Source organism: Amycolatopsis sp. NPDC005003 (assembly GCF_053600695.1).
On record NZ_JBSGAI010000010.1, the window covers coordinates 67,493 to 93,459 of the forward strand.

Annotated in this window: 28 protein-coding genes; 9 read left to right on the plus strand and 19 right to left on the minus strand. The window is 70.9% G+C overall.

Annotated elements, in window-relative coordinates; all coding sequences use genetic code 11:
• Window positions 1–15 precede the first annotated feature (15 nt).
• Entirely contained in the window at window positions 16–759 is a 744-nt protein-coding gene (locus tag ACWED2_RS14170; RefSeq protein WP_449690875.1) for a PP2C family protein-serine/threonine phosphatase, read from the minus strand.
• 508 nt (window positions 760–1,267) lie between these two features.
• On the opposite strand from ACWED2_RS14170, the gene ACWED2_RS14175 reads away from it, so the two are divergent.
• Window positions 1,268–2,257, plus strand: a complete 990-nt coding sequence (locus ACWED2_RS14175) for an anti-sigma factor RsbA family regulatory protein (RefSeq protein WP_449690876.1) — start codon at window positions 1,268–1,270, stop codon at window positions 2,255–2,257.
• 28 nt (window positions 2,258–2,285) lie between these two features.
• Here the strand turns inward: ACWED2_RS14175 and ACWED2_RS14180 are convergent, their stop codons facing one another.
• Complete coding sequence (locus ACWED2_RS14180; protein ID WP_449690877.1) at window positions 2,286–2,801, minus strand: helix-turn-helix domain-containing protein; 516 nt, start codon at window positions 2,799–2,801, stop codon at window positions 2,286–2,288.
• Window positions 2,802–3,024: 223 nt separating this feature from the next.
• Here ACWED2_RS14180 and ACWED2_RS14185 point away from each other — a divergent pair, with 223 nt between their 5' ends.
• The 4 genes from ACWED2_RS14185 to hypF all read left to right on the plus strand — a co-directional run bounded on the left by ACWED2_RS14185 (window position 3,025) and on the right by hypF (window position 7,591).
• A complete protein-coding gene (locus tag ACWED2_RS14185; RefSeq protein WP_449690878.1) occupies window positions 3,025–4,044 on the plus strand; it encodes an NADH-quinone oxidoreductase subunit B family protein in 1,020 nt (339 codons plus the stop codon).
• A gap of 2 nt (window positions 4,045–4,046) precedes the next feature.
• Window positions 4,047–4,529, plus strand: a complete 483-nt coding sequence (locus ACWED2_RS14190) for a NifU family protein (RefSeq protein WP_449690879.1) — start codon at window positions 4,047–4,049, stop codon at window positions 4,527–4,529.
• Window positions 4,526–5,113 (plus strand): DUF5947 family protein, encoded by a 588-nt coding sequence (locus tag ACWED2_RS14195; RefSeq protein WP_449690880.1) that lies wholly within the window; start codon window positions 4,526–4,528, stop codon window positions 5,111–5,113. The genes ACWED2_RS14190 and ACWED2_RS14195 overlap by 4 nt, the downstream gene beginning before the upstream one ends.
• 321 nt (window positions 5,114–5,434) lie before the next feature.
• Window positions 5,435–7,591 carry a carbamoyltransferase HypF gene (hypF, locus tag ACWED2_RS14200; protein ID WP_449690881.1) on the plus strand — a complete coding sequence of 719 codons (2,157 nt, stop codon included), beginning with the start codon at window positions 5,435–5,437 and terminating at the stop codon, window positions 7,589–7,591.
• Here the strand turns inward: hypF and hypB are convergent.
• From hypB to ACWED2_RS14275, 15 genes are read right to left on the minus strand one after another with little or no spacing between them, the layout of a single operon-like run.
• Complete coding sequence (hypB, locus tag ACWED2_RS14205; RefSeq protein WP_449690882.1) at window positions 7,548–8,243, minus strand: hydrogenase nickel incorporation protein HypB; 696 nt, start codon at window positions 8,241–8,243, stop codon at window positions 7,548–7,550. The two genes, hypF and hypB, sit on opposite strands and share 44 nt — an antisense overlap.
• The gene (locus ACWED2_RS14210) at window positions 8,236–8,571 is read right to left on the minus strand and encodes a hydrogenase maturation nickel metallochaperone HypA/HybF (protein WP_449690883.1); all 336 of its coding nucleotides are present in this window, start codon (window positions 8,569–8,571) and stop codon (window positions 8,236–8,238) included. The genes hypB and ACWED2_RS14210 overlap by 8 nt, the downstream gene beginning before the upstream one ends.
• Complete coding sequence (gene hypE, locus ACWED2_RS14215) at window positions 8,572–9,648, minus strand: hydrogenase expression/formation protein HypE (RefSeq protein ID WP_449690884.1); 1,077 nt, start codon at window positions 9,646–9,648, stop codon at window positions 8,572–8,574. It abuts the gene before it with no gap.
• Window positions 9,645–10,772 (minus strand): hydrogenase formation protein HypD, encoded by a 1,128-nt coding sequence (gene hypD / locus ACWED2_RS14220; RefSeq protein WP_449690885.1) that lies wholly within the window; start codon window positions 10,770–10,772, stop codon window positions 9,645–9,647. The genes hypE and hypD overlap by 4 nt, the downstream gene beginning before the upstream one ends.
• Before the next feature lie 8 nt (window positions 10,773–10,780).
• Window positions 10,781–11,053 carry a HypC/HybG/HupF family hydrogenase formation chaperone gene (locus ACWED2_RS14225; RefSeq protein WP_449690886.1) on the minus strand — a complete coding sequence of 91 codons (273 nt, stop codon included), beginning with the start codon at window positions 11,051–11,053 and terminating at the stop codon, window positions 10,781–10,783.
• A gap of 4 nt (window positions 11,054–11,057) precedes the next feature.
• Window positions 11,058–11,543 carry a hydrogenase maturation protease gene (locus ACWED2_RS14230; RefSeq protein WP_449690887.1) on the minus strand — a complete coding sequence of 162 codons (486 nt, stop codon included), beginning with the start codon at window positions 11,541–11,543 and terminating at the stop codon, window positions 11,058–11,060.
• Complete coding sequence (locus ACWED2_RS14235; protein ID WP_449690888.1) at window positions 11,540–12,688, minus strand: hypothetical protein; 1,149 nt, start codon at window positions 12,686–12,688, stop codon at window positions 11,540–11,542. The genes ACWED2_RS14230 and ACWED2_RS14235 overlap by 4 nt, the downstream gene beginning before the upstream one ends.
• Window positions 12,685–13,314, minus strand: a complete 630-nt coding sequence (locus ACWED2_RS14240; protein WP_449690889.1) for a DUF6084 family protein — start codon at window positions 13,312–13,314, stop codon at window positions 12,685–12,687. The genes ACWED2_RS14235 and ACWED2_RS14240 overlap by 4 nt, the downstream gene beginning before the upstream one ends.
• Window positions 13,307–13,912 (minus strand): DUF5947 family protein, encoded by a 606-nt coding sequence (locus ACWED2_RS14245; protein WP_449690890.1) that lies wholly within the window; start codon window positions 13,910–13,912, stop codon window positions 13,307–13,309. The genes ACWED2_RS14240 and ACWED2_RS14245 overlap by 8 nt, the downstream gene beginning before the upstream one ends.
• Window positions 13,909–14,418, minus strand: coding sequence for a NifU family protein (locus ACWED2_RS14250; RefSeq protein WP_449690891.1), 510 nt, complete (start codon window positions 14,416–14,418; stop codon window positions 13,909–13,911). The genes ACWED2_RS14245 and ACWED2_RS14250 overlap by 4 nt, the downstream gene beginning before the upstream one ends.
• The gene (locus tag ACWED2_RS14255; RefSeq protein WP_449690892.1) at window positions 14,418–16,190 is read right to left on the minus strand and encodes a nickel-dependent hydrogenase large subunit; all 1,773 of its coding nucleotides are present in this window, start codon (window positions 16,188–16,190) and stop codon (window positions 14,418–14,420) included. Before ACWED2_RS14255 ends, ACWED2_RS14250 begins: the two co-directional genes overlap by 1 nt.
• On the minus strand, window positions 16,187–17,239 hold the full coding sequence (locus ACWED2_RS14260; protein WP_449690893.1) for an NADH-quinone oxidoreductase subunit B family protein: 1,053 nt from the start codon (window positions 17,237–17,239) through the stop codon (window positions 16,187–16,189). The genes ACWED2_RS14255 and ACWED2_RS14260 overlap by 4 nt, the downstream gene beginning before the upstream one ends.
• Window positions 17,236–17,919, minus strand: coding sequence for a D-sedoheptulose-7-phosphate isomerase (locus ACWED2_RS14265; RefSeq protein WP_449690894.1), 684 nt, complete (start codon window positions 17,917–17,919; stop codon window positions 17,236–17,238). The genes ACWED2_RS14260 and ACWED2_RS14265 overlap by 4 nt, the downstream gene beginning before the upstream one ends.
• 5 nt (window positions 17,920–17,924) lie before the next feature.
• Complete coding sequence (locus ACWED2_RS14270) at window positions 17,925–18,167, minus strand: HypC/HybG/HupF family hydrogenase formation chaperone (RefSeq protein ID WP_449690895.1); 243 nt, start codon at window positions 18,165–18,167, stop codon at window positions 17,925–17,927.
• Window positions 18,164–18,784 (minus strand): D-sedoheptulose-7-phosphate isomerase, encoded by a 621-nt coding sequence (locus ACWED2_RS14275; RefSeq protein ID WP_449690896.1) that lies wholly within the window; start codon window positions 18,782–18,784, stop codon window positions 18,164–18,166. The genes ACWED2_RS14270 and ACWED2_RS14275 overlap by 4 nt, the downstream gene beginning before the upstream one ends.
• Before the next feature lie 287 nt (window positions 18,785–19,071).
• Here ACWED2_RS14275 and ACWED2_RS14280 point away from each other — a divergent pair, with 287 nt between their 5' ends.
• The 4 genes from ACWED2_RS14280 (at window position 19,072) to ACWED2_RS14295 (ending at window position 24,656) form a co-directional block, all read left to right on the plus strand.
• Entirely contained in the window at window positions 19,072–20,169 is a 1,098-nt protein-coding gene (locus tag ACWED2_RS14280; protein ID WP_449690897.1) for a substrate-binding domain-containing protein, read from the plus strand.
• Window positions 20,170–20,182: 13 nt separating this feature from the next.
• Window positions 20,183–21,151, plus strand: coding sequence for an ABC transporter permease (locus ACWED2_RS14285; protein ID WP_449690898.1), 969 nt, complete (start codon window positions 20,183–20,185; stop codon window positions 21,149–21,151).
• Window positions 21,148–21,900: an ATP-binding cassette domain-containing protein gene (locus ACWED2_RS14290; protein WP_449690899.1), complete on the plus strand. Its 753-nt coding sequence runs from the start codon at window positions 21,148–21,150 to the stop codon at window positions 21,898–21,900. Before ACWED2_RS14285 ends, ACWED2_RS14290 begins: the two co-directional genes overlap by 4 nt.
• Window positions 21,901–21,992: 92 nt before the next feature.
• Window positions 21,993–24,656, plus strand: a complete 2,664-nt coding sequence (locus ACWED2_RS14295) for an RICIN domain-containing protein (RefSeq protein ID WP_449690900.1) — start codon at window positions 21,993–21,995, stop codon at window positions 24,654–24,656.
• A gap of 133 nt (window positions 24,657–24,789) precedes the next feature.
• Here the strand turns inward: ACWED2_RS14295 and ACWED2_RS14300 are convergent, their stop codons facing one another.
• Window positions 24,790–25,107 (minus strand): hypothetical protein, encoded by a 318-nt coding sequence (locus tag ACWED2_RS14300; RefSeq protein ID WP_449690901.1) that lies wholly within the window; start codon window positions 25,105–25,107, stop codon window positions 24,790–24,792.
• On the minus strand, window positions 25,107–25,958 hold the full coding sequence (locus tag ACWED2_RS14305) for a 3-hydroxybutyryl-CoA dehydrogenase (protein WP_449690902.1): 852 nt from the start codon (window positions 25,956–25,958) through the stop codon (window positions 25,107–25,109). The genes ACWED2_RS14300 and ACWED2_RS14305 overlap by 1 nt, the downstream gene beginning before the upstream one ends.
• Window positions 25,959–25,967 lie beyond the last annotated feature (9 nt).

A 25,967-nucleotide genomic window follows, 5' to 3' on the forward strand; every position in this document is an offset into this window, starting at 1 on the left:
GGTGCCCTTCTCCGGTCAGGACCCGGCCGGCGGATCTCCCGCGGTCACCTGGACGATCACCGCGCTGGCGTTGTCGTCCCCGCCTGCGGTTTCGGTGTCCGCGAGCAGCCGGCTCACCTGCCGGTCCGGCGTGGCCGCCCACTGCAGGACTTCCCGGATCCGGGGGTAGGGTACCTGGTCGCTGACGCCGTCGCTGCACAGCAGGAGGACGTCACCGGGGCGCGGGGCGAGGTTGAGCACGTCCGGTTCGGGGTGCGCGTCGTGCCCGACGTACCGGGTCAGCTGGTAGCGGGCGGAGCGGGCTTCGGGCGAATCGAACGCGTACCAGCCGTTGACGGCACCGAGCCACGCCATGGTGTGATCGACGGTCAGTTGCTCCAGCAGGCCGGCTCGGAGGCGGTAGGCGCGGGAGTCGCCGATCTGCACCAGCCACAGTCCGGCCGGCGACGCTGCCAGAGCGGTCAGGGTGCAGCCGGTCAACTGGCCGATCCGCCGTCCGGCCGCCCCGACCCGCACCTGGGCTTCGGCGACCGCGGCCCGGAGCCTCCCCGCGTCGAGGGCCTCGCCGGCCGCGCGGATCCGGTCGGTGACGACATCGACGGCGGTACGGCCGGCCGCGCGGCTGCCGTCCCCGTCACCCATCCCGTCCGCCACGACCGCGAGCAACGGGTCCCGCGTCAGGTGGACGACGTCGAAGTTGTCCGAGTAGCGCCCGCCGACGACGCTTCCGGCAGCGGCACTGAACGCGAAGTCGGTCACCCCGAGAAGGATGCCAGCCGGTCGCCGGCCACCTCGGGGCGGGCGCCGCGGATCGGCACCAGGATCCCGGCGCGCAGCTCGAGCTGGTGCCCGAAACCCGTGACAAAAAATCGACCAGCGACTTGCGAACAATTCCCATTATCTGCTCGTAATGGCGGCGAATTGTTTTCGAACGAGTGAGCGTGAGATCATTCCCGGCCCGCCGTCGGCGCGGCCGGGGACACTACTGTCCGGCGCATGGCCGGAGGAGACACATCTGGCCCGAGTTCCCTGCGTGACAGCGGTTTCGGCAGGCGGTCACCGTGGTTCGAGGGGGCTTGCCGACGACGGTTGTGTCCACCGCGGACCGGCGCGGGGATAAATGGTCCGAACGGGTGTAAAAGATTCGTCGCGTGATGGCTGGACCGCGCTTTTGCCGGTACGCTCCCAGTCGTCCGCAAGCGGTCCCGTGGGAAACGTGGAAACGCGATCGAATGGACAACCGGCGAAGAAATCCTCAGGAGGCTCGGTGTGCACGAACACCCCGGCGGCTGCCGCGGCGCGGGAAAGCGCGGTGGAGCCAGGTTTCCGGCACCAGGGCTGCCTCTACGGCAGCGACGCCGAGTTCCTCGCGATGGCCGTTCCGTTCGCGGAGAACGGGCTGCGCCGGGGTGAGCCGGTGCTGGTCACCACGACGGCGGGCAACCTCCGGCTGCTGCACACGGTGATGGGCGCGGATGCCGACCGGATCGCCTTCGCGGAGTCGGACTACTTCGGCCGGCGGCCGTCGCAGCTGGCTGATGCGCTGCACCGCTACTGGCGCCGGCACCGGTCGACCGCGCCGACCGGCACGGTCCGCATCCTCGCCGAACCCACCCGGGCCGTCGGCTCCGGCGACGAAGCCGCCTGGCTGCTGGCCGAGGCGGAGTTCAACGTGGCGCTGACCGGCACCCGGATCTGGATGATCTGCCCCTACGACACGAGGACCACCGGTCCCGCTGTGGTCGAGGTGGCCCGCCGCACGCATCCCGAGTACGTCGTGGACGGCGAGATCCGGTCGTCCGCGCAGTTCAGGGCGCCCGAGGAGGCGGGCGGACCCGCGGCGGCCACGCTGCCGCACACCGCCGAGGACTGCTTCCGCTTCGAGGGCGACCTGGTCGCCGTGCGGCGCCACGTGCTGGAGCGGGCGAGTGTTCTGCTGCGGTCCGAGGACACCGCGACGCTGTTCGGCATCGCTGTCGGCGAGGCCGTGGCCTACCTGCTCGAGCACGGCATCGACCGGGCGGCCGTGTGGGTGCGGCCGGCGGCGGGCCGGGTGGTGTGCACGCTGCACAGCGAACGGCCCGTCGACGGCCCGGCGTTCTACGGGCCACGGGCGGCCACCCGCCCCGGCACCTCGTTGTGGATGACCGATCAGATCTGTGAGTGGCTCGACGTCAGCTCCGACACGGCCGGCTGCACCATCGAGCTGGCCATGCGAGAGCGGGCCACCGGCGCGAAGCCCCCTGCCCGCGGCTAGGACGCCGGCCTCGGGACACATCTGTCCGTCAGTGCAGCCGCACGTCGCCGAAGCGGTCTTCGATGCGGCGCAGATCGCGCAGCCGGGGCTCGGTCTGCCCGCCGAGCCAGCGGTTCACCGTTTTCGGGGACACCCCCAGCTCTTCGGCCGCGGTCTCCTTCGTGATCCCGCGGCTGCGCAACGCCTCGGCCAGCCACTCGGCGAAGCTGGCGGCGGACGCGTCCGGCCCGGCGGCCTGTGGGGGCACCTCGGGCGGCTCTTCGTCGCGAGACGGGAGCACGTCGAACTCGACGCGCTGCGGGTACTTCCGGCAGGAGACCTCGAGCACGCCGGACGGGCCGGCCGCGGCCAGCAGGGCCCGGAGGATCGTGTTGCCCACCTCGCGTTCTTCGGCCTCGGCCAGCGGCGCGCCCGCGAGGCACTCCTGGACGAATTCCCGGATTCCCGGAACGGCGGACGGGCGGGCGGGAAAGATCTTCGTGACGATTTCGACCGGGACGACCTCGATCGATTTGCCGGGCGACCGGCCCGCCGATTCCACCACGATCAATGCCCCTTCCGCCGGACGTCCAGTGTAGTCGTCCGCGCGATTTCCGGCTGCCCCCGCCGAACCGGCCGGTACTGTCCGCCGCCGGGACCCGCTGTGTCCGGGACGCGGGCTCGCCAGCCTTGCCGCTGCTGCCGGACGGGTCTACGGTAGGCGTCCTTCGGGCCGGTCAGTCGGGGAACCTCGCGCGCGGCCCGCGGCCGCAGGGAAGGTGTCATCGATGCTCAGGTCCCCGCAGACCGGCAACGGCCCGGCGGACGACTCCGAGAACAATCCACCGGTTGTCCATATTCTCTGGATGAATGGTGGCCTGAGCTGTGACGGCGAATCGGTCGCGCTGACCGCGGCCACTCAGCCCAGTATCGAAGAGATCGTTCTCGGCGGTCTTCCCGGGCTGCCCGAGGTCGCGATGCACTGGCCGTTCCTCGATTTCCACAGCGGGCCCGACGGCGGTTCCGACAGCTTCATCGAATGGTGGCACCGCGCGGACCGCGGCGAGCTCGAGCCGTTCATCCTGATCGTCGAGGGTTCGATCGCCGACGAGACGAACAAGGCCGAGGGCTACTGGTGCGGCTTCGGCACGGACCCCGCGACCGGCCAGCCCGTGACGGCGAGCGAGTGGCTCGACCGGCTGGCCCCCAAGGCGATGGCGATCCTGGCCGTCGGCACCTGCGCGAGCTACGGCGGCGTGCACGCCATGGCCGGCAACCCCACCGGCGCCATGGGCGTGCCCGAGTACCTCGGCCGGGACTGGCGGTCGTGGGCCGGGCTGCCCGTTGTGTGCGTGCCGGGCTGCCCGGTCCAGCCGGACAACCTCTCGGAGACCATCCTGCACCTGCTGTTCCAGGTGGCCGGGCGGGCACCGGAGATCGACGTCGACGAGGCACTGCGCCCGAAGTGGCTGTTCTCCAACACCGTCCACGAGGGGTGCGACCGGGCCGGGTACTACGAGCAGGACGAGTTCGCCGATCAGCACGGTTCGCCCAAGTGCCTGGTCAAGCTGGGGTGCTGGGGCCAGGTGGTCAAGTGCAACGTGCCCAAGCGTGGCTGGATCAACGGCGTCGGCGGCTGCCCGAACGTCGGGGGCATCTGCATCGGCTGCACGATGCCGGGCTTCCCGGACAAGTTCATGCCGTTCATGGAGGACCCGGTGGGTGCCGGCGGCCCGACGGCGAGCAGCAGCGTGTCCGGGTCCGCGATCCGCATCCTGCGGGAGATCCGGACGGCGGCGGACCGGTGAGCGTGCCCGGCGCACGCCTCGAGACACTTCTGGGCGCCCTGCTCGCCGGTCCGGGACGGCGGCCCGCCGAAGAGATCGTCCGGCAGTTGACGGACCTGTACGGCGAAGGCCTGACCCGGATCGTCGGCACGGTGCGCGAGCACGCCCCGGCGCTGGTGGGGGCGATCGCCGCCGACGACGTCGTCGCGAGCCTGCTGGCGCTCCACGACCTGCACCCCCTCGACGCGCCGGCGCGGGTCCGGCGGGCCCTGGACCGGATCGGCCCGCAGGTGGGCGCGGTCGCGTACCTGGGCATCGACGACGGCGTGGTCCGGCTGAGCCTCGGCGCGACCCGTGGCTGTTCGTCCGCGGCCCGTGCGACGGTCGAAGCCGCCGTCCGGGACGCCGCTCCGGAGCTCGCCGGCGTCGAGATCGCCACCGCCCCGGCGCTGTACCGGATCGGCATGGGACCACCCGGCGCCGCACCGGAAGGAAGAGCGTCATGAGCGTGGCTCATCCCGCGTTCGCCCGGGGTCGTCGATCCGCGCCGCAGGAGCGGTGCGAGCTCTGCCGGACACCGGTGGCCGCGCGGCACTGCCACGTGGTCGACACCGGCCGCGGTGTCCTGCTGTGCTCGTGCCGCGCGTGCTTCCTGCTGTGCACCGGTACGCGGTACCGCGCGGTCCCGGAGCGCTACCTGTGGGACCCCCTGCGCCCGATCGCCCGCCTCGACTGGCGCCGGCTCGGGATCCCGGCGCGCTTCGCGTTCTTCGTGCCGTGCGGCACCGGCGTCACCGCGTTCCAGCCCGGACCGGCCGGCGCGACCGAGACGGCCCTTCCGCCCGGCTTGTGGGCGGAGCTCTCGGCGGGGCACCCGCTGCTGGCCACCGCCGAGCCGGACGTCGAGGCGATCGTGTTCCGGGGGCGTGAGTGCGGCACGGACTGCTTTCTCGTGCCCGTCGATGTGTGTTACCGGCTGGCCGGCGTGGTCCGCCGGTACTGGACCGGGTGTGACGGCGGTGCCGAGCTGGCGGAGCGTGTCGGTGAGCTGTTCGCGGAGATCGAACAGCGGGCTCGGCCGTTGCGGTAGCGGGCAGGCGTGCCGTTGGTGGTGGGGTGCGTCGGCGCGTGTGCCGGAGATGCCCTTTGCTGTGTTTCCGCAACCCCGAAGCCGTCATTGTGACTACGGCCGGCAGCACCGGGTCAAGGCGGGAAAGCGTGCCTTGACCCGGCGCCGCCGGCCGTGTTCTGGCTTCGGATCGGGGTTGCGGGGGGTGTGGGTTCCGTCTGGTCGGTTCGGTTTGCGGGGCCGCCGGGCTTTCCTTTGTCCTGCGGTTTGGTCGGGGTGCCCGCGGCCGCGCCGCTGCGCGTCGGCCTGGCCGAGGGGGCGGCTCGGGCGCAGACTGGGCTGGTGCGAGTGGCGGTTCGGGTTACCGGGGTGGTTCAAGGCGTGGGGTTTCGGCCCTTCGTCCACCAGCTGGCCGTCGGGCTCGGGCTCAGCGGGTTCGTCGGGAACGATGTGCACGGCGTCTTCGTCGAGGTCGAAGGGCCGCCGGCGGTGGTCGGCCGCTTCGTCGGCGCGCTCGAGGCCGGAGCGCCGCCGCTCGCCGTCGTCGATGAGGTGCGGGCGTGGGAGATTCCCGCCGTCGGTGGGGGTGGGTTCCGGATCGTCGGGAGTCCTCGGGGTGGCGTTGCCGACACGTTGATCTCCGCCGATTCCGCCACCTGCGACGACTGCCTTCGCGAACTCGCCGATCCCGCGGACCGGCGGTTCCGGTACCCCTTCGTGAACTGCACGAACTGCGGTCCGCGGTTCACCATCGTCCGGGGCGTGCCCTACGACCGGCCGCGCACCACCATGGCCGCCTTCGCGATGTGCGCCGAGTGCAAGCAGGAGTACGAAGACCCGGGCGACCGGCGGTTCCACGCCCAGCCCGTCTGCTGCCCGGCCTGCGGGCCCGCGCTGCGGTTCGGGCCCGGTGGCGGGGAGCCGATCCCGGCGGCCGTCGAAGCCCTGCGCGCGGGCGCCATCGTGGCCGTGAAAGGGCTGGGCGGCTACCACCTCGCCGTCGGGGCGAGGCACGAGGCCGCCGCGCGGCGGCTCCGGCAGCGCAAGCACCGCGAGGACAAGCCGTTCGCCGTCATGGTCGCCGACCTGGCGCAGGCGCGGGAACTGGCCGAAGTGGACACGGCGGCCGAAGGAGCCCTCACGAGCCGGCGACGGCCCATCGTGCTGCTGCCGAGGACGGGCGAGCTCGCGGCCGCCGTCGCGCCCGGGAACCGGCGGATCGGGCTCATGCTGCCCTACACCCCGGTGCACCACCTGCTGCTGGAGCACACCGGGCCGATCGTGCTGACCAGCGCGAACGTCTCCGACGAGCCCATCGTGTACCGCGACGAAGACCTGGGCCGCCTCGAGGGCATCGCCGACGCCTTCCTCGGCCACGACCGGCCGATCCACGTCCGGACCGACGACTCGGTCGTGCGCATCGTGCGGAACCGGGAGCAGCTGCAGCGGCGTTCGCGGGGGTACGCGCCCGAGCCCGTCACCCTGAAGCGAGCCACCCCGAGGCACCTTCTGGGCTGCGGCGCCGAACTCAAGAACACCTTCTGCCTCGCCAAGGGCCGCCACGCGTTCGTCTCGCACCACATCGGCGACCTCGAGAACTACGAGACGCTGACGGCCTTCACCGAGGGCATCGAGCACTTCAAGCACCTCTTCGACGTCGATCCGGTGCTCGTCGCGCACGACCTGCACCCCGAGTACCTGTCCACGAAGTACGCCCTGGAGCAGGACGTCGAGCTGCTGGGCGTCCAGCACCACCACGCCCACATCGCCGCGTGCCTGGCCGACAACGGCGAGGACGGCCCGGTCCTCGGCGTCGCCTTCGACGGCACCGGCTTCGGCCCCGACGGCACCGTCTGGGGCGGTGAGTTCCTCCTCGCCGACCTGACGAGCTATGCACGTCTCACCCACCTCCGCCCGGTCGCCATGCCCGGCGGGGTGATGGCCATCCGGCAGCCGTGGCGGATGGCCGCGTCCTATGTGGACGAACTCGGGCGGCCGGCGCGGGAAGACATCGTGCGGCTCAAGCGCAGCGGCCTCAACTCGCCACTGACCTCCAGCGCCGGACGGCTCTTCGACGCCGCGGCCGCGCTGCTCGGGGTCCGCGAGAGCATCACTTACGAGGGCCAGGCCGCCATCGAGCTGGAACAGCTGGCCGATCCGGCCGAGCGGTCCGCCTACCGGGCTCGCATCGACGACGTCGTGCACGGCGAGGACCTCATCGCCGCGCTGCTGGACGACGGCGGCCCGCGGGCGACGAGAGCGGCGCGGTTCCACAACGGCGTCGCCGACGCGATCGCGCGGACCTGCGACCGCTTCCGCGACCACAGCACCACGGTCGCGCTCTCCGGCGGGGTCTTCCAGAACGTCCTGCTGCTCGACCGGACGGTGGAAAACCTCGAACGCGCCGGATTCCGCGTGCTCACCCACCGGGACGTGCCCACCAACGACGGCGGGATCAGCTTCGGTCAGGTCGCCGTAGCCAGTCGTACCACTCGGTGAGACCGTCGCCGCGCGTCGCGCTGACCTGGAGCAGCGCCGCCGACGGGTTCACCCGGCGGACGTCCCGCTCGAACTCGCCGACGTCGAACTCGACGTAGGGCAGCAGGTCGACCTTGTTCAGCAGCACCAGGTCCGTCGCGGCGAACATGTGCGGGTACTTCAGCGGCTTCCCGGGCCCTTCGGTCACCGAGAGGACCACGACCCGCGCCGCCTCGCCGAGGTCGAACAACGCCGGGCAGACCAGGTTGCCGACGTTCTCGACGAACAGCGTCGAGCCGGGCGCGGGCGAGAGCGAGTGCAGCGCCCGGTGCAGCATCGACGCGTCGAGGTGGCAGCCGGCGCCGGTGTTGATCTGCACCACCGGTGCGCCGGTGGCCTTGATCCGCTCGGCGTCCAGCAGCGTCTCCTGGTCGCCCTCGATCACCGCGCACGGCGTCCCCACCGAACGGATGGTCCGCTCCAGCAGCGTCGTCTTGCCGGCGCCGGGCGAGCTCATCAGGTTGATCGCGAAGACACCGGACTCACGCAGGTGCGCGCGGTTGTGCGCCGCGAGCTCGTCGTTCTTCGCCAGGATGTCCTGCTCCAGGACCACCGTGTGGGCGTGGTCGGTGATCCGGACGTCCGAATCCGAGCAACCGCAGGTGTCACACATGGCCGACCTCCACCGAGGTGATGCGTAGTTCCCGCCCCGCGAGCACCGACACGTCGGCGCTGCCGCAGGGACACAGCAGGATGAAGTCGTCGAGGGCGAACTCGTCGCCGCAGTCGCGGCAGCGGGCCCGGCCCGGCGGCTCGGCGATGTCCAGCCGGGCGCCTTCGAGGGACGTGCCCGCGCACAGCACGTCGAAGCAGAAGCGGACGCTGTCCGGCACCACTCCGGACAGCCGCCCGATCTCCAGCCGCACGCCCGTCACCGGAGCGTCGCCCAGCTTGGCGACGATCGCGTCGACGACCGACTGCGTGATCGCCATTTCGTGCATTCAGCAGATCCTCGGCAGCGGGTCCCCGACCAGCAGGTCCACGATCCGGGTGCCGCCGAACGCGGTGTTCAGCAGCACGATCCCCGGCGGGTCGCCGGCGATCCGCCCGATCACCGCGGCGTCCGCGCCGAGCGGGTGCGCGCGCAACGCGGCCAGCGCTTCGGCAGCCTGAGCGCCGTCGACGACGACCACGATCCGGCCTTCGCAGGCGACGTACAGCGGGTCGATGCCCAGCAGCTCCGACGCGCCGCGGACCTCTTCCCGGACCGGGACGGCGTTCTCGTCGACGACCACGGCGACCTCCGCGGCCTTCGCGATTTCGTTGAGGATCGTCGCGACGCCGCCGCGGGTCGCGTCGCGCATCGCGCGCACCCCGGGCACCGCGGCCAGCAGCCCGGCCACCAGGTCGTGCACCGGCGCGGTGTCGGACGCGAGGTCTGCGTCGATGTCCAGCTCGCCGCGGGCCAGCATGATCGTGACGCCGTGGTCGCCGATCGGCCCGGAGACGAGGACGGCGTCTCCGGGCCGCACGGTGGCGACGCCGAGCCCGGTGCGGGTGAGCACCCCGACCCCGGCGGTGTTGACGTAGACGCCGTCGGCCTTGCCGCGCTGCACGACCTTGGTGTCCCCGGTGACGATCCGGACGTCCGCCGCGAGAGCCGCGTCCTTCATCGACTCGACGATCTTCAGCAGGTCGTCGACCGGGAACCCTTCTTCGAGGATGAACCCCGCGGTCAGGTACAGCGGCCGCGCGCCGGAGACGGCGAGGTCGTTCACCGTGCCGTTGACCGCCAGGTCGCCGATGTTCCCGCCGGGGAAGAACAGCGGCGAGACGACGTAGGAGTCCGTCGTCAGGGCCAGCCGGGCGTCGCCGATGGTCAGCGACGCGGCGTCTTCGAGGGGTTCGAGCAGCGGGTTGCGGAACGCGTCGAGGAACACGGCCTCGATCAGCGTGTGCGTCGCCTTGCCGCCGGCGCCGTGGGACAGCGTGATGCGCTCTTCACGCACCTTCGCGCGCCGGCGCCGGGCCCGCTCGATGCGGTCGAGCACCTGCTGCTCGCGATCGGTGGTGGTCACGTGCGGCTCGCCTCCCGGACGCGCTGCCGGCTGAACCGGCCGAAGTTGTAGTACGCCGCGCAGGCGCCTTCGGGCGACACCATGCACGTCCCGATCGGCGTCTCCGGCGTGCACGCGGTGCCGAACACCTTGCACTCCCACGGTTTCAGCACGCCCTTGAGCACCTCGCCGCACTGGCACGCCTTCGGGTCCGCGACGCGCAGGCCGGGGAGTTCGAAGATCCGCTCGGCGTCGAAGGCGGCGTACTTTTCGCGGATCGCCATCGCCGAGTGCGTGATGAACCCGAGGCCGCGCCACTCGAAGTACGGCCGCAGCTCCATCACCTCGTTGATCACCTTCACCGCCACGAGGTTGCCGTTCCACGGCACGACCCGTGAGTACTGGTTTTCGACATCGCACCGCTTCTCGGCCAGCTGGAGCATCAACAGGTAGATCGACTGCAGGATGTCCAGTGGTTCGAACCCGGCGACGACGACCGGCTTGCCGTAGTCGCGGGCGATGAACTCGTACGGCCGGCAGCCGATCACCGTGGAGACGTGGCCCGGCCCGATGAAGCCGTCGAGCCGCAGGTCGGGCGAGTCGAGGATGGCCTTGATCGCCGGGATGATCGTGACGTGGTTGCCGAACACCGAGAAGTTCTCGATGCCTTCGGCGGCCGCGCGCAGCAGCGTCATGGCGGTGGACGGCGTGGTCGTCTCGAACCCGATGGCCATGAACACCACGCGCAGGTCCGGGTGCTGCCGGGCGATCTTCAACGAGTCCAGCGGCGAATACACCATCCGGATGTTGGTGCCTTCGGCGTTGGAGTCGAAGAAGTTCCCGCCGGAGCCGGGCACGCGCATCATGTCGCCGAAGGACGTCATGAGCACGCCGGGCTGCCGGGCGATGTGGATGGCGTCGTCGATGCGGCCCATCGGGATCACGCACACCGGGCAGCCCGGCCCGTGCACCAGCGTGATGTTCTCGGGCAGGTAGTCCTCGAGGCCGTGCTTGTAGATGGTGTGCGTGTGGCCGCCGCAGACCTCCATGAACTTGTAGTGGCGGCCGGGCTCGCACAACGCCGTGATCTTCGCGGACAGCGCCCGCGCCTTCTCGGCGTCGCGGAACTCGTCGACGAAACGCATGACGACTCCTATTCGATCCTGGATTCCAGGAGGGCGGCCATCTCGTCCTCGTAGGCCTTGCCGATGCTTTCGAGGAAGTCCAGCGCGGCCGCGGCCTCCTGCTCGTCTATTTTGGACAGTGCGAAGCCGACGTGGATGAGGACCCACTCGCCCGGCACCGGCGGGTCGTCCTCGAGCAGGCCGATGTTGATGAGCCGCTTGACGCCGCTGACCGAGACCTTCGCGAGGTCCGGGCGCTCCTCGCTGATTTCGATGATCTCGCCCGGGATCCCGAGGCACATGGCGTCAGACCTCCGTGGTTTGCAGCCGCGGGCAGGCGCCCCAGGCCAGCTCGGTCACCGTGCGGACCGCGGCCGGGACGGCCGCCGTCACTTCGGGGGACAGCCCGATGCCTTCGTCGACGCAGGCGGGTTCGCAGCCGACGAGGAGCACGCGGCCGGCGTCCCCGCCGAGCAGCCGCAGCAGCCGGAACACCGCGTCCGGCTGCATGCCGTGGGCGTCGATCGACGCCGTCGCCAGGTCTTCGGTGTCGGCCTCGATGAGCGACAGCGTGCCGGGCGGGCGGCCGTGCGGGGTGGCGTCGAGCAGGATCGTCGTGTCGTAGCCGCCCAGCAGGTCGTAGGCGAGGTGCAGGCCGGCGATGCCGTAGTCGGCGATCTGCACCCACGGCGGCAGGTCGGCCCGCTCGAGCTCCTTGACGACCTCCACGCCGAAACCGTCGTCGCTCAGGAAGATGTTCCCGATGCCGGCGACCAGGACTCGTGGCTTCATTCCGCCACCTCCAGGGGTTCGATCTCGTCGGGGGAGAAGTACCGGTAGCGGCCGTGCGCGTGCTGCAGATCGGCGGCCGGGTCGTCGTCGAGGGTCACCGCCAGGTGCGCGAAACCGTCCACATCGGACAGCACGACCCGCACGGTGGCCGTCTTGCCGACGAGGAACATGTCCTGGGCGTCGGTCCCGCGCAGGTTCGGCCGCAGCCGCACGCGCGATCCCGCGGCGACGCGGACGCCCCCGACGACCACCGAGGGCTCGACCGGCCGCACGGACCGGATCGCGCCGTGCAGCCGCTCCAGCAGTTCGGGCGGCATCGCGTCGACGCGGTCGACGATGGCCGCCGCCCGCGGGTCGGTGGCGCGGGCCGCGCGCTTCTCCTCGTCGGTCAGCGTCATCGTGCGCAGGGTGAGGATCTCGTCGATCTCGGTGCCGTCGAAGAGGTCGCCCGGGCTTTCCGGCGCGATCGACGGGTCGTCGTAGAGGATGATCGGCGACGCGAGCACCACCGTGCTGCGCGAAGTGTCACCGATCAGCACCGGCCACAGCCGTTCCTGCCGGCACGCTTCGACGGCCGGTTTCGCCCACTCCGGCGGGTCCAGCATCGACAGGAAGTGCCCGGTGTCGACGCTGAGCACCAAGTGGGCGGCGAGCAGGGAGTGCCGCAGGGCGTGCTCGCGGACGTAGTCGGAGCGCCACGACGTCGTGTTGTGCAGGTCCAGCCGCAGCCGGGCGCCGCCGAACGGCCCGTCGAGCGGATCGATCCGGGCGGTGAGGACGCCGGAGAGCTCGTGCGTCCGTTCTTCGTCGCCGGGCACCTGGAACGGCGTCTCGACCGGCAGTTCCGCGAGCGGTAGCTCGAAGTCGATCTCGTGCTCGACCGCTTCGTCCCACGTGCGCTGCGTCCGCGTCTGCAGGAACCGCAGCTTGACGTGCAGCACCGTCCGTTCCAGCGGCTCCACCAGGCATTCGACGCGCGCCGAGGAGTGCTCGCCGATCTCCGCCGACGCGTACGACGGCGGCACCAGCACACCCCACTGCCAGCGCACCCGGTTCTTCGGTGCCGACGCCCGGTACGGGTAGAGGAGGTAGCCCTCGTAGAGCACGGCGTCGCCGACCGCGCGGGCCTGGTCGAGGGCGCTCACGGCCCACCGGCCAGCAGCCGCTCGATGGCGGCTTCCCAGGTCGGGATCGCGTGTTCCGCCTTGTACTTGAGCAGCGCGTCGAGTGTCTCGTGCGGGAGCTTGATCCACCCGGCGTTCGGGAAGTACCGGGCCATCAGCTCGTCCCAGACGGCCACCGGCATCCGGCACTCGGCCTGCGTGTGCCACGGCACCTGCTCGACCCAGAACCCCGGCCCGCCCTTGCCGAACACGGTGCCGCTGAACAGCAGCACCATCGGCACGACCCCGCCGGACAGGGCGTGGAAGTACTTGCCGGCCGCGACTTCGAGGTCGTAGGTGCACGGCACCTCGGCGGCCACCTCGGTGGCGCCGGTGAACGCCGGCACGGTCACCGAAACCGTCGTGAACTGGAACGGCTTCAGCGTCTCACCCCACCGGGACCGGTCGCCGAAGAGGTGGGTGAGCAGCTCCGACTCGTCGTCGGCGTACCGGCGGCGCTGCGGCTCGATGCGGATCTGGACGCGCAGCACCATCGCGTGCACGGGCTGCCCGGTCAGCTCGGAGATCCGCAGCTTGAACGCCAGCGTCGGCGATGCGGCGTACTTCAGCGGCCGGACGTCGATGCAGTCGAAGGTCAGCTCAGCCATCCGCCACGACCTCGCTGCGCTCCCGCAGGCGCGCGAAGAACCCGTCGATCGCCTCGTGCGCTTCGGTGCCGCCGTCGAAGCCACGCCACGTCGAGCGGACGAGCCCGACCAGCTCGTAGCAGGCGTCGATCGGCACCAGGAAGGCCTCGAAACCCAGGTCGAGCTGGTTCAGCAGGAGTGCCTCGACGTCGTCGGCGACGCCGGCCGCCGTGAGCAGGTCGTCGCCGGTGCCCAGCGGGAGCAGCGACTCCGTCGCACCGGCCGGGCTCGGGTAGAACGCGACCGTGCGGTCCTGCACGGAGTTCCGGAACAGGAACGCCGTCTTCACCGGGATCCCGGCGGATTCCCACAGCGCCGGGCCGGGCCCGAAGCGGGGCAGGTGCCGGCAGCGGTCGGGTACCGCCCGGTGCCGCTTACCGCCCGCCCCGCGGTGGGTGAAGAGCAGGTAGCAGCCCCGGCAGGTGCACAGGATCGTCCGGGACTCGAGGTCGATGACGTGCCCGTGCTCCGCGCCGATCGGTTCGGCGCACATCTCGCACTTCTCGCCCGGCGCGGCCCGCGGGGCGGGTGTCCGGAACCTGCGCAGGCCGCCGGTCACGGGACCTCCACCGGGCACAGCGGGAGCAGCGGACGGCCGCCCGGGCCGGCGTCCTCGACCACACCCTCGACGACGACGTCGGAGATCTCCGGCGCCACCTCCCGGACCACTCGTTCGATGGCGTGCTTCGCGGTGACCGTCGACGACGGGCAGCCGTCGCAGGACCCCTGCAGCCGCAGCCGCAGGACGCCGTCGTCGATCCCGACGAACTCGACGTCCCCGGCGTGCGAACCCAGGTACGGCCGGACCTTGTCGAGTGCCTCGGTGACCCGCTCGCGCGTGGACCTCGGGTGCAGGTCGTGCAGCACGAGCAGGCCGCGGACGAGCTCGTCCTCGGCGAGGCGGTCCAGCAGGGGCCGGTCGACGAGCTCGGCGATCCGCGTGAGACCGGCGCCGTAGAACTCGATCAGCGTGTGGACGAGCTCCTCCGCGAGCTCGGCGTCTTCACCGGAGAACTCGGTCAGCAGCTGCTCGATGCGCTCGCCGACGCGGTCGACGTCGGTCATCAGCCGAGCTCCCCGCCGAACGCGTGCGGGGTGTGCAGCCGTTCGACCACCTTGCCCTTGCCGGTGTACATGTGGACGCCGCAGGGCAGGCAGGGGTCGAAGCTGCGGACCGCGCGCATGATGTCGATGCCCTTGAAGTTCTCCTGCGTGTTCTCCTCGAAGATCGGCGTGTTCTGCACGGCGTCCTCGTACGGCCCCGGCGTGCCGAAGCTGTCGCGCACGCTGCCGTTCCACGGCGTCGGCGGGTACGGGTGGTAGTTCGCGATCTTGCCGCCCTTGATCACCATGTGGTGCGACAGCACCCCTCGGACGGCTTCGGTGAAGCCGCAGCTGACGCCTTCGTCCGGGACCTTGAACGGCTCCCACGTCTTGGTGTTGCCCTTGCGGACCTCACCGAGGGCCTGCTCGCCGAAGTGCAGCGCCATCGCGGCCGAGTACGCCTGGAAGTACGTCCGGGCGCGGTTGCGCTCGAGCGCGTTGCTCCACTGCGGGATCTTCCACTCGAAGGCGACCTCGGGCTTGGTCGCCGTGCGCGGCAGGGTGATGGTGACGCTGTGCCCGGTCGACTTGACGTACGGCGTGTCGACGAGCCCGGCGAGCGCCGTGACCCACAGACGCGCGATCGGGCCGCCGCCGGTGTCGAGGGCCAGGTGGTCTTTCCCGTCGAACCAGCGCGGCGACATCGTCCACGAGTACTTGCCGTCGAAGTCGCGCTTGGCCGGGCGCGGGATGGTGTGCTGGTTCCACGGGTGGCGCTGGTCGACCGGGTTGCCCAGGGGGTCCCGGGTGACGAACATCGGCTGGTCGGCCCAGTCTTCGTAGAACGAGCTGCCGAGCAGGATCCGGATGCCGAGGTTGATGTCGACCAGGCTGGTGGTGACGAGCTTGCCGTCGACGACCACGCCGGGCGTCACGAACATCTTGCGGCCCCAGGCCTCCATGTTCTCGTAGGTGAAGTCGCAGTGCTCCGGGTCGTTCAGGCTGCCCCAGCAGCCGAGCAGGATCCGCCGCCGGCCGACCTCTTCGTAGCCGGGGAGGGCTTCGTAGAAGAAGTCGAACAAGTCGTCGTGCATCGGCAGGCAGCGCTTCATGAACTCGACGTAGCGCATCAGCCGGGTCAGGTAGTCGGTGAACAGCTGCACGGTCGCCACCGTGCCGACACCGCCGGGGTACAAAGTGGACGGATGGACGTGCCTGCCCTCCATCAGGCAGAACATCTCGCGCGTGCTGCGGCTGACCTGCAGCGCCTCGCGGTAGAACTCGCCTTCCAGGGGGTTGAGCGAGCGCATGATGTCGCCGATGGTCCTGTACCCGTGGTCGCCCGCGTGCGGCGCTTCGGTGCGGTTGGCCAGCTCCAGGACGCCGGGGTTGGTCTCGGCGACCATCTTCTCGCAGTAGTCGACCCCGACCAGGTTCTCCTGGAAGATGTTGTGGTCGAACATGTACTCGGCGGCCTCGCCGAGGTTGAGGATCCACTCGCCGAGGTGCGGCGGGCGGACGCCGTAGGCCATGTTCTGGGCGTACACCGAGCACGTCGCGTGGTTGTCGCCGCAGATCCCGCAGATCCGGCTGGTGATGAAGTGCGCGTCGCGCGGGTCCTTGCCCTTCATGAAGATGCTGTAGCCGCGGAACACCGACGACGTGCTGTGGCATTCGACGACCCGCTTGGCCGCCCAGTCGATCTTCGTGTAGATCCCGAGGCTGCCGACGATCCGGGTGATCGGGTCCCACGCCATCTCGACGAGGTCGGTCTTGTCCTTCATCTCGGTCATGACCGCGCCCCTGCCTGGTAGCCGGTGTCGAGCTTGCTGCCCTTGTGCCGCCACTTCGGTTCCTTGTCGGCCTTGCGTTCGGTGATCTTCCGCAGCCGGCGGATCACCGACCCGTACGCGCCGCTGGCCAGCGACGACACGTTCGCACCCGGTGGTTCGTCCATGAACGGCATGAACTTGTCCGGGAAGCCGGGCATGGTGCAGCCGATGCAGATCCCGCCGACGTTCGGGCAGCCGCCGACGCCGTTGATCCAGCCGCGCTTGGGCACGTTGCACTTCACGACCGGGCCCCAGCAGCCCAGTTTCACCAGGCACTTCGGGGAGCCGTACTCGGTCGCGAACTGGCCCTGCTCGTAGTAGCCGCCGCGGTCGCAGCCCTCGTGCACGGTCGCGCCGAAGAGCCACTGCGGTCGCAGGTGGTCGTCGAGCGGGATCATCGGCGCCTGGCCGGCGGCCTGGTAGAGCAGGTAGGTGATGGTCTCGGACAGGTTGTCCGGGTGGGTCGGGCAGCCGGGCACGCAGACGATCGGGATGCCGGCGCCGGAGCGCCAGTCCCAGCCCAGGTAGTCCGGCACACCCATGGCGCCGGTGGGGTTGCCCTCCATCGCGTGGATGCCGCCGTAGGTGGCGCAGGTGCCGACCGCCAGCACGGCGAGCGCCTTGGGCGCCAGGCGGTCCAGCCACTCGCTGGTGGTCATCGGCTGCCCGGTCTCGGGGTTGTTGCCGAACCCGCACCAGTAGCCTTCGTCCTTGATCGCCTCGTTCGGGATCGAGCCCTCGACGACCAGCACGAACGGTTCCAGCTCGCCGCGGTCGGCCTTGTGGAACCACTCGATGAACGTGTCCGCTCCCTTGTCGGGGCCGCACTCGAAGTCGATCAGCGGCCAGTGGACCGCGACCTTGGGCAGGCCCGGCAAAGCGCCGAGGACGATCTCTTCGATGCTCGGCTGGGTGGCCGCGGTGAGGGCGACGGAGTCGCCGTCGCACGACAGGCCGGCGTTGATCCAGAGGAGGTGGATGGGCTGCTCTTCTTGCTGCGCTTGCGTCACGGCTGATCAACCCCGAGGTCGTCGAGCGCGCCGAGGGTCAGTTCCCACAGCGCGTGGTAAAGGGTCGTCTGGGCTTCCTGGATGCGGTGCACGGACGGGGACGGGACGACGAAGAGGTGGTCGATGCTGTCCAGCTCGGCCATCTTCCCGCCGTCGTAGCCGGCGATGCCGACGGTCACCATGCCGAGCCGGGCGGCTTCGTCGAAGGCCCGCACCAGGTTCGCGGAGTTCCCGCTGGTGGACAGGCCCACCGCGATGTCACCGGCCCGCCCGAACGCGCCGAGCTGCCGGGCGAACACGACGTCGAACCCGATGTCGTTGGAAAGGGCGGTCACCACGGCGATGTCGTTGGTCAACCCGAAGGCGGGCAACGGCCGGGCGTCGCCCGCCGGGCTCAGGAACAGGCTGGCCAGGTCTTGGGCGTCGGTCGAGCTGCCCCCGTTGCCGAACGCGAGCAGCCGGCCGCCGGCGGCGAACGCGCGCGCGAGGTCCTGCGCGCAGGCGAACAGGCGCTCGCCGTCGGCCGCGAGCACCTCGGCCCGTAGCGCGACGATCTCGTGCACCTTGTCCACAGTGGACTGTCGAACCCGGTCGAGGACGGCGTCGACGTCGCCGGAACCCGCGTAGAGGAACGGGTACAGCGCTTCGAGACCGTCCGCGGGGGACTGCTCCCGCGTCATCGCGGTCAACTCCTCGGCTTCTCCAGGAGGGCGATGGCTTCCCCGGCGTGCACCAGGATCCGGTCGCCGACGCCGGCTTCGACCAGCGCCACGCTCACCTCTTCCCGGCCCGAGCCGGTGTCCACGACGGCGAGCCCGAGGTCCAGGAGTTCGACCACGGTCACTTCGACCGCGGTGTCGGAGCAGGTGATGCACACCCCGTCGTGACAGACGGGGCCGGCTTGTCTGCCGGCGCCACCGGCGCTCACGGCGCCACCTCCGAGGTCAGCGCGCCGGGGTGTTCGAAGAAGACGTGCACCAGCTCCCACAACACGTGGTAGGTGGTCACGTGCACCTCCTTGACGATCCGCGGGTCGGCCGAGCGGGCGACGAAGACGTGGTTCAGCCCTGGAGTCGCAGCGATCGCGCCACCGTTACGACCGGTCAGCGCGACGGTGAGCATCCCGAGGTCACGGGCCGTTTCGAGGGCGCGGCGGACGTTGGCGCACTCGCCGTCGGCGGAGATGCCCAAGGCGATGTCGGCCGGTTCGCCGATGATCCGCAGCTGGTGGGCGAAGACGTCGTCGAGGCCGGCGCGGCTGGCGACGCCGGTGACGGTCGCGACGTCGGCGGTCAGCGAAATCGCGGGCAGCGCGCGTTTGCCGACGATCACCGGGTGGACGAACTCCACCGCCACGTGCTGGGCGTCGGTGCTGGGCCCGCCGTTGCCGAACACCACGAGCTTGCCGCCCCGCTGGAAGCGGCGGGCCATGGCGTGGCACGCCTCGGCGACCGTTCCGGCGTCCTCGGCCAGGGCGAGCACCGGCGCCTTCCGGCGCTCGAAGAGTGCCTCGACGGCGTCCGGGTGATTCGGTGACCAGGGCATCGCGGTACTGCCTCCGGGCTGCTGCTCGGTGGTGGGAGCGCATCCCAGGCTAGAGGTGTGAGTTGGATCACACAATAGTGTGGGCGGTTGCAAACGTGTGCTGGGCCCGCCCTCGGCACGCCGGGGTTCGCGAAGGAACGGCCGAAATACGCGCCATTCCGGCTGACCGGTGGCTGCGCTCGCCGGGGGAATCTTCGCCGCCACCGCAACAGAACGCGCGGCAGCGGCATCTTCAAGGGTGTGCAGTCCGGAGGCTCCCCGTCCGCCGAAGGAAGGAACGCAGACCGATGATGCCCGAAACCGGCGCCAGTTCCCGGAGAGCGGTGTTGAAGTACCTCGGCGCGAGCGGCGGCCTGGTGGCCGCGGGCGCCGCGCTGGCCGGGTGCACCGGCGTCCAGCAGGCCCAGACCGGCGGCCGTTCCGGGCCGTTCCCGGGCACGCCGGGGTGGCGGTTCGTGTTCGTCAACCACGTCACCACCAACTCCTTCTTCGTCCCGACGCGGTCCGGGCTCGCCGACGCGGCGGCGTTGCTCGGGGTGCCCGAGCCGCAGTGGACCGGTTCGGAGAACGGCAACGTGGCCCAGATGGCGAGCGCGATGGAGACCGCGATCACCGGCAAGGCCGACGGGATCGCCGTCGCGCTGACCGATGACCACGCCTTCGTCGACCTCACCAAGCGGGCGCTGGGCCAGGGCATCCCGGTGATCGCCTACAACGCCGGCGCGGCCGGCAACTACCCGCTCGCCTACGTCGGGCAGGACCTGTACCTGTCCGGGTTCCGGATGGGACAGCGCATCGCGCAGAAGATCACCTCCGGCGACATCCTGGTGGGGATTTCCCAGCCGGGCGGCAACAACGTCCAGCCACGGCTCGACGGCATCACCGACGCGCTGAAGCAGGGGGCGCCCGGCGTGCGCGTCCAGTCGGTGAACACCGGGGCCGAGCAGGCGGGCGAGCTCAACGCGATGACCGCCGCCTACACCGGCAACACCGGCGTGAAGGGGATCTACGCGGTCGACGCCGGGAGCACCGCCGCGTGCGCGAAGCTGATCGCCGACCGCGGCCTGTCGGGCAAGATCGGCGGCGGCGGGTTCGACCTGCTCGACGACACGGTCGCCGGGGTTCAGAGCGGTGCGCTCGACTTCACCATCGACCAGTCCCCGTACCTGCAGGGGTTCCTGTCCGTGCTCTACCTGTACCTGTTCCGGCTGTCCGGCACGCTCGTCGCCCCGCCGGCCACCGACACCGGTCTCACCTTCGTCACCAAGGAGAACGTCGGCCCCTACGCCACGGCGCACAGCCGGTTCGAGGGCGGCGACAACAAGGACGTCATCGCGATGCCGGGCGCGATCCCGCTACCACCGGCGTCGGTGCTGAGCCGGTAGGCGGGAGACGTCGGTGAGACCGTTGCTGCTCGGCGTGATGCGGGTGAAGGAGCTCAGCATCCTGCTGGTCACGATCGCCGCGGGCACCTACTTCACGGTGACCGGCGGCGCGTTCAACTCCCCGGACAACTACCAGACGATCGCCCAGTACGTGGCGCCGTGGGCGATCATCGCCGCGGGGCAGGTGATGCTGCTGATCTGCGGCGAAATCGACCTCTCGGCCGGGTTCGTCTTCACCCTCGCCCCGTTCGTGCTGATGCTGTTCTTCGTCAACGGCTGGCCGCTGTGGCTCGCGCTGCCCGGCGCGATCGTGGTGAGCACCCTGGTCGGGGTGGTCAACGGGCTGATCCGGACCGTGCTGAACATCCCGTCGTTCATCACCACCCTGGGCATGGCGTTCCTGTTGCAGGGCCTGGTCCTGATCATCTCGAACGCCCGCCCGGTCGGGGCACCGAAGGACAGCTGGGTGCTCGCCGCGTTCGGCGGGACGCGCTGGACGGAGTTCCTGTGGGCGGCCGCGGTGGTGGTGGTCATGCAGGTCGTGCTTTCGTCGACCCGGTTCGGCATCCACACCCAGGCCACCGGCGGGAACCCGGTCGGCGCCGCGGAATCCGGCATCGCGGTGAACCGGGTGAAGGTGGTCAACTTCGCGATCACCAGCACGCTGGCCGGGCTCGCCGGCATTCTGCAGGGCACCCGGGTCGGCTCGTACGACCCGACCAACGGCGGGTTCACCACGATGTTCTTCGCGGTCGCCTCGGCCGTGATCGGCGGCACCGCGCTGCTGGGCGGGTCCGGCACGGTCGTCGGCGCGTTCCTCGGCGCGCTGCTGCTGGGCATCGTGTTCGACGGGTTCAACCTGACCGGGGTCAGCGCGAACGCGTTCAACGTGGTCCTCGGCGCCGCCATCCTGGTCGCGATGGCGCTCAACGTGACGCTGATCGTGGTGCGCAAACGCGCCGGATCACGGGGGCGCTCGTGACCGCCGACGTCATCCGGGTCGAGGGGGTCGGCAAGCGGTTCGGCCCGGTCACCGCGCTCGCCGACGTCAACCTGCACGTGCGGCGCGGCGAGGTGCTCGGGCTCATCGGGGACAACGGCGCCGGCAAGTCGACGCTGATCAAGATCCTCACCGGCTACCACCAGCCCGACGGCGGCCGCATCCTGTTCGAAGGCGAGCCGGTGACGCTGCGGTCGGTCGTGCACGCGCGGTCGCTGGGCATCGAGACGGTGTTCCAGGACCTGGCGATGGTGGACGACCTGCCGGTGTACCTGAACCTGCACCTCAACCGCGAGCTGACCCATCGCGGGATGCCGTTCCTGCGGCGCCGCGAGATGAAGCGCCGGGCCCGGGAGGCCCTCGACTCGATCGGCATCGACATCCCCTCGGTCACCGCGGAAGTGGGCATGCTGTCCGGTGGCCAGCGCCAGGCGATCGCGGTCGCGCGCTCGGTGTACTCGAAGGCGAAGCTGCTGCTGCTCGACGAGCCGCTCGCCGCGATGGGCGCCAAGGAAAGCGCGCTGATCCTGCGCCTGCTGCAGGAACTGAAACGCCGCGGCGACATCGCGATCATCCTCATCGCCCACAACTACGGGCAGGTGATCGACGTCTGCGACCGGGTGAACCTGCTGCAGCACGGCGAAATCACCTTCGACCGCCCGGCCGCGGAGACCTCGGTGCCCGAGCTTCTCGAATTGGTGAACGCGGAATACCGCCTCGGCGGTCCGTGAAGCCCGGTCGTACCGGTGTAACTTTCGAGGTTTGGTGCGAATTTCGCCGGGATCCAGCACGATGGCTCCATTCCCGACGAGAGGCGCGTGCCATGCGACGACACCTCCGGCGGCCGCACCGCCGACGCTTCACGCCGGCGCTCCTGGCGTTGCTCATCGCGGCTCCGGCGCCACCGGCAGCGGCTTCCCGGCCCGCGGAGCCGGCTCCCGCCGCCTCGATGTCTCAGGTGGACGGCGTCACCGCGGGCAATGGCGCGCTCGGTTCGGTCGACCTCGCCGGGACGTGGAGTTTCACCCCGGCGGGCCGGGCCACGACGTCGATCACCGTGCCCGGCGGCGGCTGGTACAAGCAGGGCTTCACCGACGTCGACGAGGCGGTGTACTCCCGCAGCGTGACCGTGCCGGATTCGGGGCAGCCGCAGTCGGCGTGGCTCGAGTTCGGTGCGGTCAACCACCAGGCGACGCTGTCGGTGGACGGGCGGGTGGTCGCCACCCGGACCACGGCCTTCACCCCGTCGGACTTCGACATCACCGCGTTCGCCGCCCCCGGCACCACGCACACGATCAGCGTGGCGGTGAAGGGCCGTGGCGCGTTGCGCAACGCCGCGGGCAAGTACCTGGTGCCGGTGGCCGCCGACTGGTCGGAAGCCGTGCCGCAGGGCATCTTCCGTTCGGCCTTCCTGCGGACGTACCCGGCGGTGTCCGTCAGCGACACGTTCGTCCGCACGTCGGTGGCGAGCCAGTCCCTCACCTACGACGTGTCCGTGACGAACAGTTCCGCCGTCGCCCGGTCGGTGACCCTCACCGGGACGCTCGCCCCGGACGGCGGCGGCTCGTTCGCCTACCCGGCCCTGCCGAGCCGGACGGTCAGCGTGCCCGCCCGCTCGACGGCCAAGGTCACCGTCGGCCCGGTCGCGTGGAACCTCGGCCCGGCCTCGTACTGGTGGCCGAACGTGCCCTACCGGCCGGGGTACCGGGCGCAGCTGCACCGGCTGTCGGTGCACGCGGTCACCGACGACGGGCGCACCAGCGACACCGCCTACCGGTTCGGGTTCCGCGAAAGCACGCAGAACGGCGAGTACTTCGAGCTCAACGGCGTGCGCGTGAACTACCGCGGCGACAACCTCCAGGGCGCGGACTACGACCGGATCGACAACGGCGGGAAGGGCGACGCCTACGACACGCTGCCCGGGTTCCTCCCGCCGTCATCGGGAAATCCGGGCTGGCCCCGAGCCGTCGACAACTACCAGCGGCTGAATTTCAACGTAGTGCGGATCCACCAGGAACCGGCCAGCCCGTACATGCTGGACGTGGCCGACGAGCTGGGCCTGATGATCATCGACGAGAGCGGCGTCCGCGGCGGTGCGGAGGACTTCGCCGGCGGGCACGACAACATGGTCGACCACGTCCGGGCGTTGACGCTGCGGGACCGCAACCACCCGGCGGTCGTCCGCTGGAGCCAGGCGAACGAACCCAGCTTCGGCAATGACTCGGAGCAGTTCGAGCAAGATCTCTACGCGGCGGTGAACGGCGCGGACGGGACCCGGCCGATCAGCGTGGACGCCGCGCCCGGCGCCGACTCGGCCGGCCGGTACCCGAACATGAACTACGCCAACTTCGCGATCTTCGCGCACTACCTCGACGGCACCGGCCAGTACGGCGAGCGGGTGCCGTCCGTGCCCGGACGGCCCGACGGCGAGGGCGAGTACATCTGGCCGAAGTGCAGCACCAAGCAGGGCTTCGAGTGGTTCGCCACGGCGACGGCCGCCAAACGCGGCAAGGGTGCCAACGACCTGCGCCCCTACACGCTGCTGTCCGCCTGGGCGGGCGTCGTCCCGGGGGTGCGGTCCACGGACTTCACGCCCGAGGAGGGCGGGCGTCCGGTCTACGGCGCGGACAACCTGGCCGACCCGTGGAGCAACCCGCAGTTCCAGCGGGTCCAGGCCGCGTTCAACCCGGTCGCGGCGATCGACCTGCCGTACTGGTCGGCGTCCGGCGTCTCGGACGCCGGCGGGGCTTTCCCGCTGCCGCAGGCGGTGCCGGGCTACGCCGCCGGCGCCCCGGTGAGCCGCGCGGTCACCGTCTTCAACGACGACCTCGCGGGTACCGCCGTGGACTTCGCCTGGAGCGCCCGGCTCGACAGTCCCACCGGCACGGTGCTCGCGTCCGGCGGCGCGACCCTCTCGATTCCGCAGGGGTCCCGGGTGACCCAGCCCGTGTCGTTCACCGCCCCGGCTTCCGGCTCGCGGGTGTACCTCGTGCTGTCGACCGCGAAGGCCGGCGCGACGACGTTCACCGACGCGGTCGAGTACTTCACGCTGGGCGGTTCGAGCACCGGCCCGGCGCCGGGCATCTACCGCATCGTCAACCGCAACAGCGGCAAGCCGCTCGCCATCGCCGGCAACTCGACGGCCGACGGCGCCAAGGCGGTCCAGCAGGCCGGGACCGCGACCTGGACCCTCGCCACCGTTGCGGGCGGGGCCTACACCTTGCGCTACACCGCGAGCGGCAAGGCGCTCGACGTCAACGGCTCCGCGACCACTGTGGGGCTGCAGTTGCAGCAGTGGACCGCCAACGGCGGCACGAACCAGCAGTGGTACCTGCGTGCGACCGGCGACGGGTACTACGCCATCGCCAGTCACGACAGCGGCTTGGTCGCCGACGTGTACGGCCAGTCGACCGCCGATGGCGCGCAGGTCGTCCAGTGGTCGGCCAACAACGGGCCGAACCAGCAATGGCAGCTGACCCCGGCGTGAGCGTGAGGAGACCCGGTGGCGGTAGGCCGCGGTGATCTCGCGGTCGCGTCAAGCCGTCCGCGGTGACGGCCCTGGCGCTGCCGCCGCGGGTGCAGGCGCTGATCCGGGCCGGAAGCCTGCCGACGCCGGCCGTTCAGTCCGCGGGGCGCGGATGCCGGGCCGGGCTCGGTGCCTCGGCCGGTCTCGGCCAGCGCGCGGAGCGCCGTCCCGGGCGGGCGAGTGCGGCGTCGTCCCAGTCGCGCTTGCCGAGGGGCCGATGCGGTCCGCCGAGCTGCGGGGCGGCCGGGGCGCGGGGCGGCTTGGCGGCTGTCGCGTGCTGGCAGGGAGCGCACGCGGGCACCAACGCCGTCGCCGGGCTGCCCGGGAGCCGGACGGCTTTGCCGAACTCCGCGGCTCCGGTGCAGATCTGGTGCTGGTGGCCGGCCGGGGCGCAGAGGCACTGGCACTCCATCAGGACCGGCCATAGGTGTAGAAGCCGCGGCCGGTCTTGCGGCCGAGCAGGCCGGCGTCGACCATGCGGGCGAGCAGCGGCGGCGGCGCGTACAGCGGCTCTTTGAACTCTTCGTAGAGCGATTCGGCGACGGCCTTGGTGGTGTCGAGGCCGATCAGGTCGGCCAGCGCGAGCGGCCCTTGCGGGTGGGCGGCGCCGCGGACGAGGCCTTCGTCGATGGCTTCGCGGGTGGCGAAGCCGGATTCCAGCATGCGGATCGCGGCGAGGACGAACGGGATGAGCAGGGCGTTGACCACGAACCCGGCGCGGTCCTGGCAGAGGATCGCCTCCTTGCCCAGCGCGTCCTGGGCGAAGGTCCGGGCGCGGTCGACGGTGGCCTCGGTGGTCAGCAGGCTGGGCACGAGCTCGACCAGGGGGAGCACCGGTACCGGGTTGAAGAAGTGCACACCGACGACCTGTTCCGGCCGTCCGGTGGCGGTGCCGAGCTTCATGATGGGAATGGACGAGGTGTTCGACGCCAGGACCGCGTCCGGCGCGGCCACGATCTTGTCGAGCTGACCGAACAGCTCGGTCTTCACCGTCTCGTCTTCGACGATGGCTTCCACGACGAAGGTGCGGTCGGCCAGGTCGTCCAGCGTTTCGGTGACCCGGATCCGGCGCAGGACCTCGGCGGCGTCGGGGACCTTGCCCTTCTTCTCCGCGCGGGCCAGCGAGGTTTCGAGCCGGCGCCGCCCGGTGTCCGCGCCGACCGGATCCGCCTCGACGACCACCACGTCGAGCCCGGCCCGGGCGCACACCTCGGCGATCCCGGCGCCCATCTGCCCGCATCCGACCACGCCAACGCGTTCCATCGCCGCCAC

What these genes read in the sequence shown, in the direction of transcription:
- ACWED2_RS14185 (WP_449690878.1), top strand. Translation starts at nt 3,025, where the DNA reads ATGCTCAGGTCCCCGCAGACCGGCAACGGCCCGGCGGACGACTCCGAG.
- ACWED2_RS14195 (WP_449690880.1), top strand. Translation starts at nt 4,526, where the DNA reads ATGAGCGTGGCTCATCCCGCGTTCGCCCGGGGTCGTCGATCCGCGCCG.
- hypB (WP_449690882.1), bottom strand. Translation starts at nt 8,243, where the DNA reads ATGTGTGACACCTGCGGTTGCTCGGATTCGGACGTCCGGATCACCGAC.
- ACWED2_RS14210 (WP_449690883.1), bottom strand. Translation starts at nt 8,571, where the DNA reads ATGCACGAAATGGCGATCACGCAGTCGGTCGTCGACGCGATCGTCGCC.
- hypD (WP_449690885.1), bottom strand. Translation starts at nt 10,772, where the DNA reads ATGCGTTTCGTCGACGAGTTCCGCGACGCCGAGAAGGCGCGGGCGCTG.
- ACWED2_RS14225 (WP_449690886.1), bottom strand. Translation starts at nt 11,053, where the DNA reads ATGTGCCTCGGGATCCCGGGCGAGATCATCGAAATCAGCGAGGAGCGC.
- ACWED2_RS14230 (WP_449690887.1), bottom strand. Translation starts at nt 11,543, where the DNA reads ATGAAGCCACGAGTCCTGGTCGCCGGCATCGGGAACATCTTCCTGAGC.
- ACWED2_RS14240 (WP_449690889.1), bottom strand. Translation starts at nt 13,314, where the DNA reads ATGGCTGAGCTGACCTTCGACTGCATCGACGTCCGGCCGCTGAAGTAC.
- ACWED2_RS14250 (WP_449690891.1), bottom strand. Translation starts at nt 14,418, where the DNA reads ATGACCGACGTCGACCGCGTCGGCGAGCGCATCGAGCAGCTGCTGACC.
- ACWED2_RS14255 (WP_449690892.1), bottom strand. Translation starts at nt 16,190, where the DNA reads ATGACCGAGATGAAGGACAAGACCGACCTCGTCGAGATGGCGTGGGAC.
- ACWED2_RS14265 (WP_449690894.1), bottom strand. Translation starts at nt 17,919, where the DNA reads ATGACGCGGGAGCAGTCCCCCGCGGACGGTCTCGAAGCGCTGTACCCG.
- ACWED2_RS14275 (WP_449690896.1), bottom strand. Translation starts at nt 18,784, where the DNA reads ATGCCCTGGTCACCGAATCACCCGGACGCCGTCGAGGCACTCTTCGAG.
- ACWED2_RS14280 (WP_449690897.1), top strand. Translation starts at nt 19,072, where the DNA reads ATGATGCCCGAAACCGGCGCCAGTTCCCGGAGAGCGGTGTTGAAGTAC.
- ACWED2_RS14295 (WP_449690900.1), top strand. Translation starts at nt 21,993, where the DNA reads ATGCGACGACACCTCCGGCGGCCGCACCGCCGACGCTTCACGCCGGCG.
- ACWED2_RS14300 (WP_449690901.1), bottom strand. Translation starts at nt 25,107, where the DNA reads ATGGAGTGCCAGTGCCTCTGCGCCCCGGCCGGCCACCAGCACCAGATC.
- ACWED2_RS14305 (WP_449690902.1), bottom strand. Translation starts at nt 25,958, where the DNA reads ATGGAACGCGTTGGCGTGGTCGGATGCGGGCAGATGGGCGCCGGGATC.